Source organism: Streptomyces sp. Da 82-17 (assembly GCF_046098215.1).
Classification (GTDB): Bacteria; Actinomycetota; Actinomycetes; order Streptomycetales; family Streptomycetaceae; genus Streptomyces.
In genome coordinates this window covers 103,408-122,121 of record NZ_JBJURH010000001.1, presented here as the reverse complement: position 1 = coordinate 122,121, position 18,714 = coordinate 103,408, and the positions used below count along the sequence as shown (strand labels likewise).

Annotated in this window: 13 protein-coding genes; 9 read left to right on the top strand and 4 right to left on the bottom strand. The window is 71.7% G+C overall.

The genetic code is table 11. The features are described from left to right. Positions 1-8: 8 nt before the first annotated feature. The gene (locus ACIDOF_RS00550; protein ID WP_409003572.1) at positions 9-1,061 is read right to left on the bottom strand and encodes an aldo/keto reductase; all 1,053 of its coding nucleotides are present in this window, start codon (positions 1,059-1,061) and stop codon (positions 9-11) included. Between the two features lie 352 nt (positions 1,062-1,413). On the opposite strand from ACIDOF_RS00550, the gene ACIDOF_RS00545 reads away from it, so the two are divergent. From ACIDOF_RS00545 to serA, 6 genes are all read left to right on the top strand, one after another. Then, complete coding sequence (locus ACIDOF_RS00545) at positions 1,414-2,367, top strand: 2-hydroxyacid dehydrogenase (protein WP_409003571.1); 954 nt, start codon at positions 1,414-1,416, stop codon at positions 2,365-2,367. 410 nt (positions 2,368-2,777) lie between these two features. Continuing rightward, positions 2,778-5,642, top strand: a complete 2,865-nt coding sequence (locus ACIDOF_RS00540) for a putative bifunctional diguanylate cyclase/phosphodiesterase (RefSeq protein WP_409003570.1) — start codon at positions 2,778-2,780, stop codon at positions 5,640-5,642. A gap of 223 nt (positions 5,643-5,865) precedes the next feature. Beyond that, complete coding sequence (locus tag ACIDOF_RS00535; protein ID WP_409003569.1) at positions 5,866-7,758, top strand: acetolactate synthase large subunit; 1,893 nt, start codon at positions 5,866-5,868, stop codon at positions 7,756-7,758. A gap of 29 nt (positions 7,759-7,787) precedes the next feature. Next, positions 7,788-8,312, top strand: a complete 525-nt coding sequence (gene ilvN, locus ACIDOF_RS00530) for an acetolactate synthase small subunit (RefSeq protein WP_409003568.1) — start codon at positions 7,788-7,790, stop codon at positions 8,310-8,312. A 108-nt stretch (positions 8,313-8,420) separates the two neighbouring features. Continuing rightward, positions 8,421-9,419: a ketol-acid reductoisomerase gene (gene ilvC / locus ACIDOF_RS00525; protein ID WP_409003567.1), complete on the top strand. Its 999-nt coding sequence runs from the start codon at positions 8,421-8,423 to the stop codon at positions 9,417-9,419. 265 nt (positions 9,420-9,684) lie between these two features. Beyond that, positions 9,685-11,286: a phosphoglycerate dehydrogenase gene (serA, locus tag ACIDOF_RS00520; protein WP_409003566.1), complete on the top strand. Its 1,602-nt coding sequence runs from the start codon at positions 9,685-9,687 to the stop codon at positions 11,284-11,286. A 103-nt stretch (positions 11,287-11,389) separates the two neighbouring features. Here serA and ACIDOF_RS00515 read toward each other — a convergent pair whose 3' ends face one another. After that, entirely contained in the window at positions 11,390-12,946 is a 1,557-nt protein-coding gene (locus ACIDOF_RS00515; protein WP_409003565.1) for an MFS transporter, read from the bottom strand. Positions 12,947-13,031: 85 nt separating this feature from the next. Here ACIDOF_RS00515 and ACIDOF_RS00510 point away from each other — a divergent pair, with 85 nt between their 5' ends. Next, a complete protein-coding gene (locus ACIDOF_RS00510) occupies positions 13,032-13,613 on the top strand; it encodes a TetR/AcrR family transcriptional regulator (RefSeq protein WP_409003564.1) in 582 nt (193 codons plus the stop codon). An 85-nt stretch (positions 13,614-13,698) separates the two neighbouring features. Here the strand turns inward: ACIDOF_RS00510 and ACIDOF_RS00505 are convergent, their stop codons facing one another. Continuing rightward, the gene (locus ACIDOF_RS00505; protein WP_409003563.1) at positions 13,699-14,901 is read right to left on the bottom strand and encodes a PucR family transcriptional regulator; all 1,203 of its coding nucleotides are present in this window, start codon (positions 14,899-14,901) and stop codon (positions 13,699-13,701) included. A gap of 191 nt (positions 14,902-15,092) precedes the next feature. On the opposite strand from ACIDOF_RS00505, the gene ACIDOF_RS00500 reads away from it, so the two are divergent. After that, positions 15,093-16,019, top strand: a complete 927-nt coding sequence (locus ACIDOF_RS00500) for a proline dehydrogenase family protein (protein WP_409003562.1) — start codon at positions 15,093-15,095, stop codon at positions 16,017-16,019. 50 nt (positions 16,020-16,069) lie between these two features. Beyond that, positions 16,070-17,701 (top strand): L-glutamate gamma-semialdehyde dehydrogenase, encoded by a 1,632-nt coding sequence (gene pruA, locus ACIDOF_RS00495; protein ID WP_409003561.1) that lies wholly within the window; start codon positions 16,070-16,072, stop codon positions 17,699-17,701. A 254-nt stretch (positions 17,702-17,955) separates the two neighbouring features. On the opposite strand, the gene ACIDOF_RS00490 is transcribed toward pruA, so the two are convergent. Then, on the bottom strand, positions 17,956-18,657 hold the full coding sequence (locus ACIDOF_RS00490; RefSeq protein WP_409003560.1) for a nitroreductase family protein: 702 nt from the start codon (positions 18,655-18,657) through the stop codon (positions 17,956-17,958). Positions 18,658-18,714 lie beyond the last annotated feature (57 nt).

Here is an 18,714-nt window from a genome sequence, read left to right as displayed (position 1 = left end):
GCCCGGGGCTACTCCCAGGAGTCCAGCGCCAGCGGCAGCTCCGCCAGCTCGCGCAGGTCGCGGTCCGTGAGGTGCAGCTCGGCCGCCGCCGCGTTCTCGGCCGCCCACCGGGCCCGCTTCGTGCCCGGCACCGGCACCACGTGCGGGCCGCGCGTCAGCACCCACGCGAGCGCCACCTGCGCGGGTGTGACCTCGGGCCCGTGCCGCTCGGCGACGCGGCGCAGGCCCACCACGATCGACTGGTTGGCCGCCATCGTCTCGGCCGTGAACCGGGGGTGCCGGGCCCGCAGGTCGTCGGGCTCGAAGCCCTGCCCGGGCGTGAGCGTGCCGGTCAGGAAGCCGTTGCCCAGCGGCATCGCGGCGAGCAGGCCGACCCCGCGCGCCTCGCACCACGGCAGCAGCGTGTCCAGGGCCTCCGGCGACCAGACCGACAGCTCCGCCTCGACCGCGCTGACCGGGAAGACCTGCTGGATCCGCTCCAGCTGCCGGATCGTTCCTTCGTACAGCGCCGCTCCCGGCCCGCGCCCCCGTGCACCCCGGCGGCGGCCGGCCGCGGGTGTGCCCCGCTGTGCGCTTCGTTGCGCCCGCGCGCCCACCGCGCACAGCCCGAGCGTGCGCACCTTGCCCGCCGAGACCAGTTCCGCCATCGCGCCCCAGGTCTCCTCGATCGGAACCTCGGGGTCCGCGCGGTGCAGCTGGTAGAGGTCGATCACGTCGGTCTGCAGGCGGCGCAGCGAGGCGTCGCAGGCCCGCTTCACATAGCCGGGCCGCCCGTTGGCCACGATGTGCTGCTCGCCGACGAGCAGCCCGCACTTCGTCGACACGAACGCGTCCCCGCGCCGCTCCCTCAGGACCCGGCCGACGAGCAGCTCGTTGGTGAACGGCCCGTACATGTCGGCGGTGTCCAGGAGGCTCACGCCGGCGTCCAGGGCGGCGTGCACGGTACGCAGCGACTCGTCCCCCCGCTGCTGCGAGCCGGTGTAGGCCCAGCTCATCGGCATGCAGCCGAGGCCGACCGCGCCCACTTCGAGCGCCCCCGCGCCGATCGTCCTGCGCTCCACCTGCCCGTTCCTCCCCACGAGTAGAACCGCGCCCCAAACTAACGTCTGCCGCGCACCCCACCGCGCACAGCCCGGTCCACAGGCACCGCGAAACCGCCCACTACGCGCGCGTACCGCACTCCCGAAACCGCCACAGCAGCACCCCGAAACCCGCCACCGCACCGGCCGGAACCCGCACCGCTCCGCCCCGAGGCCCACCCCGAAAACCGCCTCCACGCGCGCGTGCACCCTGCGACGAAAACCCTCTCCACGCGCGCGTGCACCCCGCCCCGACACCCCTCCCAGGCCCGCGTACCGCATGCCGAACACCGCATCCCCCCCCCGTGCGGGCACGGCAGTTAGCCTCCTGGGCATGACCGCCACCGCCACCGCCCGAGACGTATGGCTCCCCTTCGCGCCCGACACCGTCCCCGGACTGCCGGACGGCTTCCACTACCGGACCTGGGACGGCGAGGACGCCTTCCCCGCCGACCCGGCCGACTGCGCCTTCTACGTCGTGCCGTACATGAAGCCCGCCGAGGTCTGCGTCCGCCCGCTCGCCGCGATGACGTCCGTGCAGGTCGTGCAGACCCTCACCGCGGGCATGGACCACATGCTGCCCGGCGTCGCCGACCTCGGCCCCGGCGTACGGCTCTGCAACGCGCGCGGTGTGCACGAGGCGTCCACCGCGGAGCTCGCGCTCGCCCTGATCCTCGCGTCGCTGCGCGGCATCCCCGGCTTCGTCGAGGGGCAGCGCAAGGAGGAGTGGCGCTCCGGCTTCTACCCGGCCCTGGCCGACAAGTCCGTGCTCATCGTGGGGTACGGCTCGATCGGCGCCGCCGTCGAGGACCGGCTCGCCCCCTTCGAGTGTGCGCGGGTCGTACGCGTCGCGCGCTCCGCCCGCACGACGGAGCGCGGCCCCGTGCACCCGCTCGCCGACCTGCCCGCCCTGCTGCCCGAGGCCGACGTCGTGGTGCTCTGCACGCCCCTGACCGAACAGACCAGAGGGCTCGTGGACGCGAAGTTCCTGGCCGGGATGCGGGACGGCGCCCTCCTCGTGAACGTCGCCCGCGGCCCTGTCGTCGACACCGATGCGCTGGTCGCCGAACTGAAGTCCGGGCGGATCGGCGCGGCGCTCGACGTCACCGACCCGGAACCGCTGCCCGCCGGGCACCCGCTGTGGCATGCTCCCAACCTTCTGGTGAGCCCGCACGTCGGCGGCAGCAGCTCGGCCTTTCTGCCGCGCGCCAAGCGGCTGCTCACGGCGCAGTTGAACCGGTTCGCCGTCGGTGACCCCGTGGACAACGTCGTACACACCACCGCATAAACGCCTCAACTCGGCCATTTCTCAGGGCTGTTGCGCACGCTCCGCCATCGCCCGCGTGCGCCCCGTGCTTGCATCGCCGCTGGTCGTCACGGAGCGTAGAGAGACTATGTCCCTGAGTGACGAGACTGGTGTATCGTCCCGACAGGGGCTGCGCCAGGCACAGTTCGGCGCCGGGGAGACAGCAGAGGACGAGGGGGGCGACGGGCGATGCACGGCCGATGGACCAACACACCGACGCGGCGGGGCCGCCGGCGGCGGCAGGCATGCGTGCCGGCCGCCGCGAGCGAGCGCAGGGCATGCCGCGCCGGAACACCGCGCGCCAGGACTCCGTACGCCCGAGCGCTGCGCGGCAGGACCGCGCCGGCCGGGGACGCGAAGGCCCGGTGGCCCCGCCCGAGGTGGGTGGCCCGGTGAGCGCGCCGGGAGCATGGCAGACCCGCCTCCTCGACCCACGCCGCAGCCAGCGCAACCAGCTGCTGTTCGCGGGGGTCTGCGCGGCGTACGCGGCGGGCTCCGCCCTGGGCTGGGGCTCGGACCGACTCGCGTACGTCATGGGCGACTTCGGCCTCAGTGCCGCCGCCGCGGCCGCCGCCGTGTCGTGCTTCCTCCACGCCCGCAGCAGGCGCAGCCGCTTCCGGCCCGCCTGGCTGCTCTTCGGGCTCTCCTCCGCGATGGCCTCCCTCGGCAACGCCGTCTGGGGGTGGTACGAGGTGGTGCTCGAGCAGCCCGTGCCGAGCGCGAGCGTCGCCGACCTGTTCTTCCTGTGCTTCGCGCCGCCCGCCATCGTCGGGCTGCTCGTGCTCGCCAAGAGGCCCGTCACACGCGCCGGTTGGGTCTGTCTCGGGCTCGACTCCTGGCTGATCGGCGGCTCGCTGCTCACCCTCGCGTGGAGCCTCGCCCTCGCGCACACCGCCGAGTTCGGCGACCTCACGGTCTCGCGCGCCGCGCTCTCGCTCGCGTACCCGCTGCTCGACATCGCGCTCATCAGCATGGTCCTCGCGCTGCACTTCCGGCGCTCCGCGACCAACCGCTCCGCGATCAACACCGCCATCGCCGCGATAGCCCTGACGGTGATGTGCGACGCCCTGTTCACGTCCCCGCTGCTGCGGGAGTCGTACCGCTCGGGCCAGATCCTCGACGCCGGCTGGTTCGCCGGCTCCCTGCTCCTCGCGTACGCCCCGTGGGTCGCGCCCCGCGAGCAGGCCGAGGCCGAACCGGGGCCCGAGGGCCGACGCACGGACGGCGTGGCGGGGCGGCGCGCCGTCGGGCGGGCGCCGCGGCCCATCGCGGGCTCGCTCGCCGCGCTCACCCCGTATCTGGCCGCCGCCGTCTGCACGTTGGGGATCCTCTACAACACCCTCAACGGCCGCAGCGTCGACCGCGTCGTGCTCTTCACGGCCTGCACGGTCGTGCTCGCCCTGGTCGTGCGCCAAGCGATCATGCTCCTCGACAACATCACGCTCACCCAGGAACTCGCCCAGAAGGAGAACCACTTCCGCTCCCTGGTGCAGGGCTCCAGCGACGTCATCATGATCGCCGCCCCGAACGGCATCCTGCGGTACGTCAGCCCGGCCGCCGCAGGAGTCTGGGGGCGGGACGCGGACGAGCTGGTCGGCTCCGAGCTCGCGGCGCTGATCCACCCGGCCGACCTCGGCCGCGTCGTCCACGAGATCCGCCGCTTCCTCGCCGTACGACCGCAGGACGAGCCGACCACGCGCATCGAGTGCCGCTTCCGCTCCGGCAGCGGCGCCTGGCTGAATGTCGAGTCGACCGTCAACAGGCACCACGGCGGCCTCATCTTCAACAGCCGCGACGTGACCGAACGGGTGCGCCTGCAGGCCCAGTTGCAGCACAACGCCGAGCACGACCCGCTCACCGACCTGCCCAACCGCGCCCTGTTCACCAAGCGCGTCGCGGGCGCCCTCGGCGGCAGACGCATCGGGGACCGCGGCACGGCCGTGCTCTTCATCGACCTCGACGGCTTCAAGGGCGTCAACGACACCATCGGCCACCAGGCCGGCGACGAACTCCTCGTCCAGGCCGCCCGCAGACTGGCCGAATCCGTGCGCTCGGGGGACACCGCGGCCCGCCTCGGCGGCGACGAGTTCGCGGCCCTCATCGTCGGCGACGGCACCCGCGACCGAGCCGCCCGCGAACGGCACATCTTCGAGCTGGCCGACCGGCTCCGGCTCAGACTCTCCGAGCCGTACACCATCGACGGCCACCAGGACGTGCGCGTGGCCGCCTCCATCGGCGTCTCCTTCGCCGAACCGGGCGTCACGGCAGGGGAGTTGCTGCGCAACGCCGACCTCGCGATGTACCGCGCGAAGGCGGCAGGCAAGGGCCGCGTGGTGCTGTACGCGCCGCAGATGCAGGCCGAGGTCGTCCGCAAGGCCGAGCTGGCCACGCGGCTGCGCAGCGCCCTGCACGAGGGCGAGTTCGTGCTGCTGCACCAGCCGGTGGTGTCCCTCGACACCGGGGACGTCACCGCCGTGGCCGCGCAGGCCAGATGGCGCTCGGCGCAGGGCATCCTGTTCACGCCCGCCGAGTTCCTGCGCGTGGCCGACGACCACGAGCGCGCCGCCGAGCTGGGCCGCTGGCTCCTGGAGGAGGCCGTCGAGCAGGCCGCCGAGCGCGGCAGGGCCGGGCACGCCGTCCCCGTCACGGTCCGGATGAGCGCCAAGGACCTCCTGGACCGCTCCCTGCCCCTCGGCTCCATCGAGGCGCTCCTGACGCGGTACGGACTGCCCTCCGGCGCCCTCGTCATCGAGCTGGCCGACAGCGACCCGCGCACCCCGCTCGACGAACTGGAGCGCCGCCTGGCCGCGCTGCGCCGCCTCGGCGTCCGGATCGCCCTGGACGGCCTGGGCACCGGCCACGCGGCGATCAACGCGCTGCGCCGCCTCCCCGTGGACGTACTGAAACTCGACCGTTCCCTGATCGAGGGAGTGGTGGAATCGGCCAGGCTGCACAAGATCACCAGCGGGCTGCTGAGGATCGCGGACGACCTCGGCCTGCAGTCCGTGGCCGAGGGGGTGGACCTGCCCGAGCAGGTCGTCGCGCTGCGCGAGATGGGCTGCACGCACGGGCAGGGCATGGCGTTCTCCGGCCCGATCGAGGAGTACAGGCTGCGCCGGGCGCTCGCGGCCGGGCACTATCCGGTGCCGCAGCCGCAGCCGCAGGCCGAGCCGGTGTTCGTGGGCGGGGCCGTGATCGGCGCTAGCAGAAGCACCCGGATTCGCTCACATAATGAGACTGCCGTCCCACCCACTTGACAGTCCCCTGGGGTCAGGGGGAAGGTCAGTGCCATGCGCACCCGAATTCTCGTACTTGGAAAGCGCGTCGGCTGAAGCTGAGACTGCGGACCCCCGCAGGAATCTCAGCGCGAACGGCACCGACGCGCTCCCCTCGCTTGCCTCCGGCACGAGGGGTTTTTTGTTGCACTGGCACCTCACATACCCTCACAAAACACCCTCTTAGCTCCGAGAAGAGAAGCCGATGACCGAGCAGGCCACCGGGTCCCATCCGCAGCCGCGGCCCCGACCCTCTGGACAGCAGACCGCCCCCGCCGAGAAGCTGACGGGCGCGCAGTCCCTCATTCGTTCTCTCGAGGAAGTCGGGGCCGAGACGGTATTCGGCATCCCGGGCGGCGCGATCATGCCGGCGTACGACCCGCTGATGGACTCCACCAAGGTCCGTCACATCCTGGTCCGGCACGAGCAGGGCGCCGGCCACGCGGCCACCGGCTACGCGCAGGCCACCGGCAAGGTCGGTGTCTGCATGGCGACTTCGGGCCCCGGCGCCACCAACCTCGTCACGCCGATCGCCGACGCGCACATGGACTCCGTGCCGCTCGTCGCGATCACCGGCCAGGTCGCCTCCAAGGCCATCGGCACGGACGCCTTCCAGGAGGCGGACATCGTCGGCATCACCATGCCGATCACCAAGCACAACTTCCTCGTCACCAAGGCCGAGGACATCCCGAAGACGATCGCGGAGGCCTTCCACATCGCCTCCACCGGCCGTCCGGGCCCGGTCCTGGTGGACATCGCCAAGGACGCGCTGCAGGCCACGACCACCTTCAACTGGCCGCCGCAGACCGACCTTCCGGGCTACCGGCCGGTGACCAAGCCGCACGCCAAGCAGATCCGCGAGGCGGCCAAGCTCATCACCCAGGCCAAGCGGCCCGTCCTCTACGTCGGCGGCGGAGTGCTCAAGGCGCACGCCACCGCCGAGCTGAAGGTCCTCGCCGAACTCACCCGGGCGCCCGTCACCACCACACTGATGGCGCTCGGCGCGTTCCCCGACAGCCACCCGCTGCACGTGGGAATGCCGGGCATGCACGGTGCGGTCACCGCCGTCACCGCGCTGCAGAAGGCCGACCTGATCGTCGCCCTCGGAGCCCGCTTCGACGACCGCGTCACCGGCAAGCTCGACTCCTTCGCCCCGTACGCGAAGGTCGTGCACGCCGACATCGACCCCGCGGAGATCGGCAAGAACCGCGCCGCCGACGTGCCGATCGTCGGCGACGCCCGCGAGGTCATCGCCGACCTGGTGCAGGCCGTCCAGGCCGAGACCGCCGACGGCAACGCCGGCGAGGCCGCCCGGGACGGGTACGCCGCCTGGTGGGAGCTGCTGAACAAGTGGCGCGAGACCTACCCGCTCAGCTACGACCTGCCCGAGGACGGCAGCCTCGCCCCGCAGCAGGTCATCCAGCGGATCGGCCAACTCGCCCCGGAGGGCACGGTGTTCGCCGCCGGCGTCGGCCAGCACCAGATGTGGGCCGCGCACTTCATCGACTACGAGAAGCCCGCGACCTGGCTCAACTCCGGCGGCGCCGGAACCATGGGCTACGCGGTCCCCGCCGCCATGGGCGCCAAGGCCGGACGGCCCGAGGCCCCGGTCTGGGCGATCGACGGCGACGGCTGCTTCCAGATGACCAACCAGGAACTGACCACCTGCGCCCTGAACAACATCCCGATCAAGGTCGCCGTCATCAACAACGGCGCCCTGGGCATGGTCCGCCAGTGGCAGAACCTGTTCTACGACGGCCGGTACTCCAACACCGTCCTGCACGCCGACGACACCGGCCACGAGAACACCGGCTCCCAGGTCGGCGCCAGCACCTCCGCCCGCAAGGGCACCCGCGTCCCGGACTTCGTGAAGCTGTCCGAGGCCATGGGCTGTGTCGCGCTGCGCTGCGAGGACCCGAACGACCTCGACAAGGTCATCGCGGAGGCCAACGCCATCAACGACCGCCCGGTCGTCGTCGACTTCATCGTCCACGAGGACGCCCAGGTGTGGCCGATGGTCGCCGCCGGCACCTCCAACGACGAGGTCATGGCCGCCCGGGGCGTCCGCCCCGACTTCGGCGACATGGCCGACGACTGAGAACCGAGAGAGACGAAGGAACAGACACCATGTCCAAGCACACGCTCTCCGTTCTCGTCGAGAACACCCCTGGCATCCTGGCCCGGATCGCCGCCCTGTTCTCGCGCCGCGGCTTCAACATCGACTCGCTCGCCGTCGGCGTCACCGAGCACCCCGACATCTCCCGCATCACCATCGTGGTCAACGTCGAGGACCTTCCCCTCGAACAGGTCACGAAGCAGCTGAACAAGCTCGTCAACGTCCTGAAGATCGTGGAGCTCGAGCCCGGCCAGGCCGTCCAGCGCGAGCTGGTCCTCGCCAAGGTCCGCGCCGACAACGAGACCCGCTCGCAGATCGTCGAGATCGTCCAGCTGTTCCGCGCCAAGACCGTGGACGTCTCGCCCGAGGCCGTCACCATCGAGGCCACCGGATCCAGCGACAAGCTGGAGGCGATGCTCAAGATGCTGGAGCCGTACGGCATCAAGGAACTCGTCCAGTCCGGCACGATCGCCATCGGCCGCGGCTCGCGCTCCATCACGGACCGCTCGCTGCGCGCGCTCGACCGCTCCGCCTGAGCCCCGGCGCGCACCGCCGCGCCCTCTCGGATACCGAGACCCGCCGACCATCCAACCCACGCCCGCCGTACGGTGGGTCGCACAACCAGCACACCAAGGAGAACCCCAGTGGCCGAGCTGTTCTACGACGACGACGCCGACCTGTCCATCATCCAGGGCCGCAAGGTCGCGGTCATCGGCTACGGCAGCCAGGGCCACGCCCACGCGCTGTCGCTGCGCGACTCGGGCGTCGACGTCCGCGTCGGCCTGCACGAGGGCTCCAAGTCCAAGGCCAAGGCCGAGGAGCAGGGCCTGCGCGTGGTGACCCCGTCCGAGGCCGCCGCCGAGGCCGACGTCATCATGATCCTGGTCCCGGACCCGATCCAGGCCCAGGTCTACGAGGAGCACATCGCCCCCAACCTGAAGGACGGCGACGCGCTGTTCTTCGGCCACGGCCTCAACATCCGCTACGGCTTCATCAAGCCCCCGGCTGGCGTCGACGTCTGCATGGTCGCCCCGAAGGGCCCGGGCCACCTGGTCCGCCGCCAGTACGAGGAGGGCCGCGGCGTCCCGTGCATCGCGGCCGTCGAGCAGGACGCCTCGGGCAACGCCTTCGCCCTGGCCCTGTCGTACGCGAAGGGCATCGGCGGCACCCGCGCCGGCGTCATCAAGACGACCTTCACCGAGGAGACCGAGACCGACCTGTTCGGCGAGCAGGCCGTCCTCTGCGGTGGTACGGCGGCGCTGGTCAAGGCCGGTTTCGAGACCCTGACCGAGGCCGGCTACCAGCCGGAGATCGCGTACTTCGAGTGCCTGCACGAGCTGAAGCTCATCGTGGACCTCATGTACGAGGGCGGCCTGGAGAAGATGCGCTGGTCCATCTCCGAGACCGCCGAGTGGGGCGACTACGTCACCGGCCCGCGGATCATCACCGACGCCACCAAGGCCGAGATGAAGAAGGTCCTCGCGGAGATCCAGGACGGCACGTTCGCCAAGAACTGGATGGACGAGTACCACGGCGGCCTGAAGAAGTACAACGAGTACAAGTCCCAGGACGAGAACCACCTCCTGGAGACCACCGGCAAGGAGCTGCGCAAGCTCATGAGCTGGGTGAACGAGGAGGCGTAAGCCTCAGCGGCACGGGGCCGGACCTTCGGGTCCGGCCCCGTTGTCCACCCCGTCCCACACGGACGGGTGATCCTTCCGCAGAGGCGTAAGACGCCCTCCGCAGCGGCACTACACTGCCGTACTACATACGCGTCAGGCCCACAGCGTCGTGCGTCTTCCACGCGGCTCCGCGACACCGGGAGGGTGCGCTCCCCGGCGCCGCTTCCCCCCTCCACCGCCTGCGGCCGTCGGGACGGCCGTCCGCACTGGACTTGTGAGGACACACGTGAGCTCGAACCCCGCCAAACCCGTCGTACTCATCGCCGAAGAGCTGTCGCCCGCGACCGTGGACGCGCTGGGTCCGGACTTCGAGATCCGGCACTGCAACGGCGCCGACCGCGCCGAGCTGATCCCCGCGATCGCCGATGTCGACGCGATCCTGGTCCGCTCCGCCACCAAGGTGGACGCCGAGGCCATCGCCGCCGCCGGCAAGCTCAAGGTCGTCGCCCGCGCCGGAGTCGGCCTGGACAACGTCGACGTCTCCGCCGCCACCAAGGCCGGCGTGATGGTCGTCAACGCCCCGACGTCCAACATCGTCACCGCCGCCGAGCTCGCCTGCGGCCTCCTCGTCGCCACCGCGCGGAACATCCCGCAGGCCAACACCGCGCTGAAGAACGGCGAGTGGAAGCGGTCCAAGTACACGGGCGTGGAGCTCGCGGAGAAGACCCTCGGCGTCGTCGGCCTCGGCCGCATCGGCGTCCTGGTCGCCCAGCGCATGTCGGCCTTCGGCATGAAGGTCGTGGCGTACGACCCGTACGTCCAGCCCGCGCGGGCCGCGCAGATGGGCGTCAAGCTGCTCTCGCTCGACGAGCTGCTCGAGGTCTCCGACTTCATCACCGTGCACCTGCCCAAGACCCCGGAGACCCTCGGCCTCATCGGGGACGAGGCGCTGCACAAGGTCAAGCCGAGCGTCCGCATCGTCAACGCCGCGCGCGGCGGCATCGTCGACGAGGAGGCGCTGTACTCGGCGCTGAAGGAGGGCCGCGTCGCCGGCGCCGGCCTGGACGTGTACGCCAAGGAGCCCTGCACCGACTCGCCGCTGTTCGAGTTCGACCAGGTGGTCTGCACCCCGCACCTCGGCGCGTCCACCGACGAGGCGCAGGAGAAGGCGGGCATCGCCGTCGCCAAGTCGGTGCGCCTCGCCCTCGCCGGTGAGCTCGTGCCGGACGCGGTCAACGTCCAGGGCGGTGTCATCGCCGAGGACGTCCGCCCCGGCCTGCCGCTCGCCGAGAAGCTCGGCCGGATCTTCACCTCGCTCGCCGGCGAGGTGGCCGTCCGCCTGGACGTCGAGGTCTGCGGCGAGATCACCCAGCACGACGTGAAGGTGCTCGAACTCTCCGCGCTCAAGGGCGTGTTCGAGGACGTCGTCGACGAGACGGTGTCGTACGTGAACGCCCCGCTGTTCGCGCAGGAGCGCGGCGTCGAGGTGCGGCTGACGACCACGTCCGAGTCGCCCGACCACCGCAACGTCGTCACGGTGCGCGGCACGCTCTCCGGCGGCGAGGAGGTCGCGGTGTCCGGCACGCTCGCCGGGCCCAAGCACCTGCAGAAGATCGTCGCGATCGGCGAGCACGACATCGACCTGGCGCTCGCCGACCACATGGTCGTGCTGCGGTACGCGGACCGCCCCGGCGTCGTCGGCACGGTCGGCCGGGTCCTCGGCGAGGGCGGCCTGAACATCGCCGGCATGCAGGTGTCGCGTGCGGCGGCCGGGGGCGAGGCGCTCGCGGTCCTCACCGTCGACGACACGGTTCCGGCGCAGGTCCTGACGGAGCTGGCGGCGGAGATCGGCGCGACGTCGGCCCGCTCGGTCAACCTGGCGGAGTAGTACGGAAGTTGGGCGGGGTCCAGGGTGCGGTTGCGTGCCCCGGGCCCCGCTTTGTGTTCCCCTGCCCGCCCCTTCCCGAGAGCCTGCGGCGCTGTTCGTTCGTCTACCGCGCCGTCGTGGCCGGTCGCGCAGTTCCCCGCGCCCCTTTCGGGGCCCGCAGCGCCCGCGCCGACACCACCGCCGCCCCGGCCAGCACCACCGCCCCCGCCAGCGCGGCGACCTGCATGCCGGACGTGAACGCCTCCCGGGCCGCGCGGGCGAGGGCGGCGCCGCCCTCCCCGTGGGCCAGCGCCAGCGCGCCGCCCAACGTCTCCCGGGCCTGGTCCGGTGCGGACGACGGCAGCTGGGTGCGGTAGACCGCCGTACCGATCGAGCCGAGCAGGGCCATGCCCAGGGCGCCGCCGAACTCCTGGCCCGTCTCCAGAAGTGAGGAGGCGGAACCGGCACGCCCCACCGGTACGGCGCTCAACGCCAGATCGGTGAGCTGCGACATCACGGTGACGATGCCCGCGGCCAGCACCCCGCATCCCGCCAGGACCAGCCACAGCGAGTCGGCGCCGACCGGCACGAGCAGCCCGTACCCGACCGCGGCCGTGCCGAAGCCGCCCGCGACGACGTGCGCGCGCCGTACCCCGCGCTGCACCAGGGCCGTGGCCGCCGGCGCGGCGAAACCGATCAGGACCGAGGGCAGCAGCGCCCACAGCGCGGCCTCGATCGCGCTCTTGCCGAGGACCGACTGCAGGTACTGCGTGGTGAAGTACGCCGAGCCCATCATCCCGAAGGCCGCGACGAGGTTCAGGGCCGCGCCCGAGCCGAAGCCCCGGCCGCGGAACAGCTCGGGGGAGACCATCGGGGACGCGGTCGTGCGCTGCCGGTGCACGAACAGCGCGGCGAAGCACAGGCCGACGGCGACGGCGATCACGTACGACGTCCCGACGCCCTCGGCGGCGGTCTCCTTGACGCCGTAGACGAGCGGAAGCACCGCGGCCATCGACAGCGGCACGCTCAACAGGTCGAATCCGCCCGGGGCTTCGGACCGGGACTCGGGGATGAGCGCCGGGGCGAGGGCGAGCAGTAGCAGCATCGCCGGCAGGTTCACCAGGAAGACCGAACCCCACCAGAAGTGCTCGACGAGGACGCCGCTGAGCACCGAGCCGAGGGCGACGCCGCCGGTCATCACGGCCGACCAGATGCCGATGGCCTTCGCGCGCTGGCCCGCGTCCGTGAACATGCTGCGGACCAGCGCCATCGTCGACGGCATCAGCGTGGCCCCGCCGATGCCGAGCACCGCGCGGGCCGCGATCAGCATCTCGGCGCTCTGCGCGTACGCGGCGGCGAGCGAGGCCGCGCCGAAGGCGGCCGCCCCGAACAGCAGCAGGCGCCGCCGGCCGATCCGGTCGCCGAGCGCGCCCATGGTGAGCAGCAGCCCGGCGAGCACGAAGCCGTAGATGTCGAAGATCCACAGCTGCTGGGTGCTGCTCGGGGCGAGGTCCGCGTTGATCGCCGGGACCGCGAAGTAGAGCACCGAGACGTCCATGGAGACCAGGAGCAGCGGCAGCATCAGCACGCAGAGCGCGGTCCACTCCTTGCGCCCCGCCCGGCCGGACGGGGACGGAGGCGGGGACGCGGCGAGGGTCTTGCTCGTCGGGTTCGTCGTCATGCCGGTGAATGTACGCGCGTATTAAACGGTTGTCTAGAACGGCTGTGTAATACGTGCGTCTAGAACTTCCGTATAAGGTGGGCGCATGGGACATCGCGAGGATCTGCTGGAGGGCGCCAAGCGCTGCCTCCTGGAAAAGGGCTTCGTGCGCACGACCGCGCGCGACATCGTCAAGGAGTCGGGGACCAACCTCGCGTCCATCGGCTACCACTACGGCTCGAAGGACGCCCTGCTCGCGCAGGCCTACGTCGACCTGGCCGAGCACGCCTCCGAGGAGTGGGGCGAACCCGATGAACTCCCGGGCGCGCCGGGCTCGTTGGAGCGGTTCCGGGCCGTGATGGCGGGGATCACCGACAGCCTCGGCAAGCCCGACTCCATCTGGCACCTGAGCGTCGAACTCGTGGCGATGGGCGACAAGCTGCCGGCCGTGCGGGAGTACGTGTCGGCCGCGCAGCGGCGGGCCGGGAGCGGGTTCATCGGCATGGTGATGGGGGAGGAGCCGGCCGACGGCGACCCGAGCGTGGACACCCTCGGCAAGTTCTTCTCGGTCCTCGTCCTCGGCCTGGTCTCCCAGCACACCTTCGACCCCGGCTTCTCGCCGACGGCCGACCAACTCGCCGAGGGACTCCGGGAGTTGGCGGAGGCCGTCACCGGGACGCAGGGCTGAAGGCTGTCACCGGACGCAGGACCGAAGGCTGTCACCGGGGCGAGGGCCGAAGGCCGTCACCGGGGCGAGGGGCCGACCGCTCGCCTCAGAGGCGGGACGCCTTGAGCGCCATGTGCAGCAGCAGCCGGTCCTCGCCGCCGTCCAGGTCGAGCCCGGTGAGCTGCTCCACGCGCGACAGGCGGTAGTAGAGCGTCTGCCGGTGGATGCCGAGCGCCGTCGCCGTACGCCCCGCCTGGCCCGCCTGGTCGAGGAACACCTCGGCGGTGCGGGCCAGTTCGGGCCGCGCCAGCAGCCGCTCCACCACCGGGTCGTGCGCGGCCTCCACCGGCAGCGCGGTCAACAGCCGGTACGGGCCCAACTCGGCCCACTCCGCGACCCGTTCGGCCCCGACCGCCGTACCGCCCGGGCCGCCGCTCGTCGCCGCCGCCCGCCGGGCCGCCGCCGCCCGGGCCGCCGCCGAGGCCTCCCGCCAGGCGGCCGGCAGCTCCGCGAGGCCGGGCCGCGGCACCGCGATCCCCGCCGTGCCCGCACCGCCCACCGCGTCCACGAGCCGGCCCGCCACCGTACGGGCCGGGCCGAGCACCTCCGCCGAGCGCAGCCGCACGAGCGCCGCCAGGGTCTGCGGCGCGGGCGGCGCCCCGGCCGTCGCCCCCGGCGCGCCCGGCACCGTGCACACCGCGACCGTGCCCGGCGCGCGCCGCGCACCCGGCGACGCCGACGCGGGCCACGGCGCCACGCACACCAGGGCGTGCAGCTCGTCGGCCGCGGCGCCGAGCGCGTCCCGCAGCGCCGTCGTCGCCGCCTCGCGCTGCCAGCCTGCCGGTGCGGTGAGCAGGGCGCGCAGCTCGCGGGCCACGTCGTCGCCCGCCGAGGCCTCCGCCGCGAGCAGCACCCCGATCCGTTCCGTCACCTGGAGGGCCGCGTCCAGCTGGGCGGCGGTCGGGCCCGGCTCGGAGTCGAGCAGCCACACATACCCGTGGACCACGCCCCGGTGGCGTACCGGGAGGCAGATGCGGGCCCGCAGCACGCCCGCGTCCGGGGCCGCCGGGATGCGCACCGGGCCCTCCGCGCGGGTGATGCCGAAGCCCTCGAACCAGGCCCGCACCGCCGCCGTGGACTTCCGGGTCAGGATCGACCGCGTACGCACCGGGTCGAGGTCCAGCTCGTCCATGCCGTCGCTGTCCTGCGCGCCGAACGCGATCAGCTCGAAGTCCCGGTTCTCCAAGGTGGCCGGGGCGCCGAGCAGTGCGGAGATCTCGTCGACCAGGTCCTGGTAATCGCCCTTCACGGGGCCATTGTGCGGCACCCGAAGAGGTGTCCCATACAGATGTCTGAGATGCAGGGCACGGATGCGTGACACCTGTCGATGGTTCAGGATCGGAGCGAACCTTAGGTTTCACGGTGGTTCTCCGTGCCGATCCCTGTCGATCCCCGATCGTTCGGGTTCGGACCCCTTCACATCATTTCTGGAGGTGCCCCGTGCTGGCTCCCGTGATTCTCGCCGCGTCGCGCAGCGACAAGATGCGCCGCTTCGTGTCGGCCGCGCCGGGCACCAAGCAGGTCGTCGAGCGGTTCATCCCCGGCGAGACCGTCGACCAGGTCGTGCCGGTCGTGCAGGACGCCGTCGCCAAGGGCCTCGAAGTGACCCTGGACGTCGTCGGCGAGGACATCACCACGCCCGAGCAGGCCGCCGCCGCGCGGGACGCGTACCTGGAGCTGATCGAGCACCTCAAGGGCCTCGGCCTCGGCACCAAGGCCGAGATGTCCGTGAAGCTGTCGATGTTCGGCCAGGCGCTGGAGGGCGGCCACGAGCTGGCCCTCGCCAACGTCCGCCCGGTCGTCGAGGCCGCCGCCGCGATCGGCACCACGGTCACCCTGGACGCGGAGGACCACACCACCCTCGACTCGATGTTCGCCATCCACGAGGAGCTGCGGAAGGACTTCCCGCAGACCGGCTGCGTCATCCAGGCCTACCTGTTCCGCACCGAGGACGACGCCCGCCGCCTCGCCGAGAACGGCAGCCGCGTCCGGATCGTGAAGGGCGCCTACAAGGAGCCGGCCGAGGTCGCGTACCAGGACAAGGCCGAGATCGACAAGGCGTACGTCCGCATCCTGAAGATCCTCATGGACGGCGAGGGCTACCCGATGATCGGGTCCCACGACCCGCGCCTCATCGCCATCAGCCAGGAACTCGCCCGCCGCGCCGGCCGCAAGCTGGACGAGTACGAGTTCCAGATGCTGTACGGCATCCGCAGCGAGGAGCACGTCCGGCTCGCCGCCGAAGGACACCGCATGCGGGTCTACACCGCGTACGGCACCGACTGGTACGGCTACTTCATGCGGCGCCTCGCGGAGAAGCCGGCGAACCTCCTCTTCTTCGGCCGCTCCATCCTCACCAAGGGCTGAGCCCCACCCCGGCAGATACGACACCCCTCACCAAAGGAGTTCAGGAACTCATGGACGCTGTGACCCAGGTCCCCACTCCCGTCAACGAGCCGGTGCACGGCTACGCCCCCGGCTCGCCCGAGCGCACCCGCCTCGAGACCAAGCTCAAGGAGCTGGCCGAGAACCCGATCGACCTGCCCTGTTTCATCGGCGGTGAGCGTCGCATGGGCGGCGGCGAGTCCTTCCAGGTCGTCCAGCCGCACAACCACCAGAAGGTGCTCGGCACCGCCCGCAACGCCACCACCCAGGACGCGCAGGACGCCATCGACGCCGCCCTCGCCGCCGCCCCGGCCTGGCGCGCGATGTCCTTCGACGACCGCGCCGCGATCATCCTGCGCGCCGCCGAGCTGCTCTCCGGCCCGTGGCGCGAGACCATGGCCGCCTCGACGATGCTCGGCCAGTCGAAGACCGCCCAGCAGGCCGAGATCGACACCCCCTGCGAGCTCATCGACTTCTGGCGCTTCAACGTCTCGTACGCCCGCCAGATCCTCGCCGAGCAGCCCCCGGCCAACGCGCCGGGCGTCTGGAACCGCCTGGACCACCGCCCGCTCGAGGGCTTCGTGTACGCGATCACGCCGTTCAACTTCACGGCCATCGCGGGCAACCTGCCGACCGCGCCCGCCCTCATGGGCAACGTCGTCGTGTGGAAGCCGTCCCCGACGCAGACCCACGCCGCCGTGCTGCTCATGCAGCTCCTGGAGGAGGCCGGGCTGCCGAAGGGCGTCATCAACCTGGTCACCGGCGACGGCCTCGCGGTCTCCGAGGTCGCCCTGGAGCACCCGGAGCTCGCCGGCATCCACTTCACCGGCTCGACCAAGACCTTCCAGCACCTGTGGAAGACGGTCGGCAACAACATCGAGAAGTACAAGTCGTACCCGCGCATCGTCGGCGAGACCGGCGGCAAGGACTTCGTCGTCGCCCACCCGTCGGCCGACCCGGCGGTCCTCAAGACGGCGCTGACCCGCGGCTCCTTCGAGTTCCAGGGCCAGAAGTGCTCCGCCTCGTCGCGTGCGTACGTCCCCGCCTCGATCTGGAACAACGGCTTCAAGGAGCAGTTCGCGGCCGAGGTCGACGGCATCAAGATGGGTGACGTCACCGACCTGTCGAACTTCATCGGCGCCGTCATCGACGACCGCTCCTTCGCGAAGAACAAGGCCGCGATCGACCGCGCCAAGGCCGACCCGTCCTGCACGATCATCGCGGGCGGCACCTACGACGACTCGGAGGGCTACTTCGTCCGCCCGACCGTCATCGAGTGCACCGACCCGGAGAACGAGGTCTTCAAGGACGAGTACTTCGGCCCGATCCTCGCGGTGTACGTCTACGAGGACGAGAAGTACGAGGAGATGCTGGCGCAGATGGAGTCCGTCTCGGCGTACGCCCTGACCGGCTCGATCATCGCCGGTGACCGTGCGGCCGCGGCCGACGCGATGGAGAAGCTCCGCTTCGCCGCGGGCAACTTCTACATCAACGACAAGTCGACCGGCGCCGTCGTCGGCCAGCAGCCCTTCGGCGGCGGCCGTGCCTCCGGCACCAACGACAAGGCCGGCGCGCCGCAGAACCTGATGCGCTGGACGCTGACCCGCGCCATCAAGGAGTCCCTGGTCCCGCCGACCGAGTACGGCTACCCGCACATGGGCTGACCCCCACCCGGCCTCAGGGCCACCTGAACACCCGCCCCCGTACGGCCCGTTCGCCGGACGGGGGCGGTGTTTCTTCCCCACCCCGCCCCTTCCCGAAAGCCTGCGGCGCTTATGTGCGTCTGCCGCGCCGTCGTGGCTGGTCGCGCAGTTCCCCGCGCCCCTGTCGGGGCACAATCCAGCCCCTCCGGCGTTCGCAGGACTTTCGGGAAGGGGCGGGTAGGGGAAGAAAACAGCGCGCGGCCAGGACCTAGGCCTCAGACCTCGACGAGCACCTGGTCGAGGGACTTCCGCACCAGGTCCGGGACCTGGCAGTCGGGGGCCGGATAACCGACCGGGATCACCGCGAACGCCTTCTCGTTCTCCGGCCGGTTCAGGACCTGGGACAGGAACCGCATCGGGCTCGGCGTGTGCACGAGCGCCGCGAGCCCCGACAGATGCAGCGCGGACAGCAGCATGCCGACGGCGATGCCGACCGACTCGTCGACGTAGTAGTGCTTGTGCTTGGTGCCGTCCTCGCCGAGCCAGTAGCGCTGTTGGAACACCACCAACAGGGCCGGGGCGTCGGTCAGATGGGCCTTCACCTCGTCCGTGCCGAGCGGCCGGAGGGCGGCCAGCCACTCCTCGCCGAGCCGCCCGTCGTAGCTGATCCGCTCCTCGTGCTCGGCGGCCTCACGGATCCGCCGGCGCACCTCGGGGTCGCGGACGAGCACGAACGTCCACGGCTGCTGATGCGCCCCGGACGGCGCGGTCGACGCGCACGCCACCGCGTCCCGCACGACCTGCTCGGGCACCGGGTCGGGCGCGAACTGCCGTACCGTGCGCCGCTGTTGCATCCGGGCGCGCAGTTCGGCGGCGCGGGTGAGCGACTCGGCGCGCGGCATCCGCGCCGGGCGGTAGGGGACGGGCCGGTAGGGCTCTCCGTGGGCCGGGGCCCAGGCGTCAGCAGTCTCGGTCATACGGCGAGTCTGCCGCCCGGCACGGCACCGGACCAGGCGGTCCTCGGCCGCGTACAC

Bases quoted from the DNA above. Each gene is read 5' to 3' on its own strand.
- ACIDOF_RS00545 (WP_409003571.1), top strand. From the start codon at position 1,414: ATGACCGCCACCGCCACCGCCCGAGACGTATGGCTCCCCTTCGCGCCC.
- ACIDOF_RS00535 (WP_409003569.1), top strand. From the start codon at position 5,866: ATGACCGAGCAGGCCACCGGGTCCCATCCGCAGCCGCGGCCCCGACCC.
- ilvN (WP_409003568.1), top strand. From the start codon at position 7,788: ATGTCCAAGCACACGCTCTCCGTTCTCGTCGAGAACACCCCTGGCATC.
- ACIDOF_RS00515 (WP_409003565.1), bottom strand. From the start codon at position 12,946: ATGACGACGAACCCGACGAGCAAGACCCTCGCCGCGTCCCCGCCTCCG.
- ACIDOF_RS00510 (WP_409003564.1), top strand. From the start codon at position 13,032: ATGGGACATCGCGAGGATCTGCTGGAGGGCGCCAAGCGCTGCCTCCTG.
- pruA (WP_409003561.1), top strand. From the start codon at position 16,070: ATGGACGCTGTGACCCAGGTCCCCACTCCCGTCAACGAGCCGGTGCAC.
- ACIDOF_RS00490 (WP_409003560.1), bottom strand. From the start codon at position 18,657: ATGACCGAGACTGCTGACGCCTGGGCCCCGGCCCACGGAGAGCCCTAC.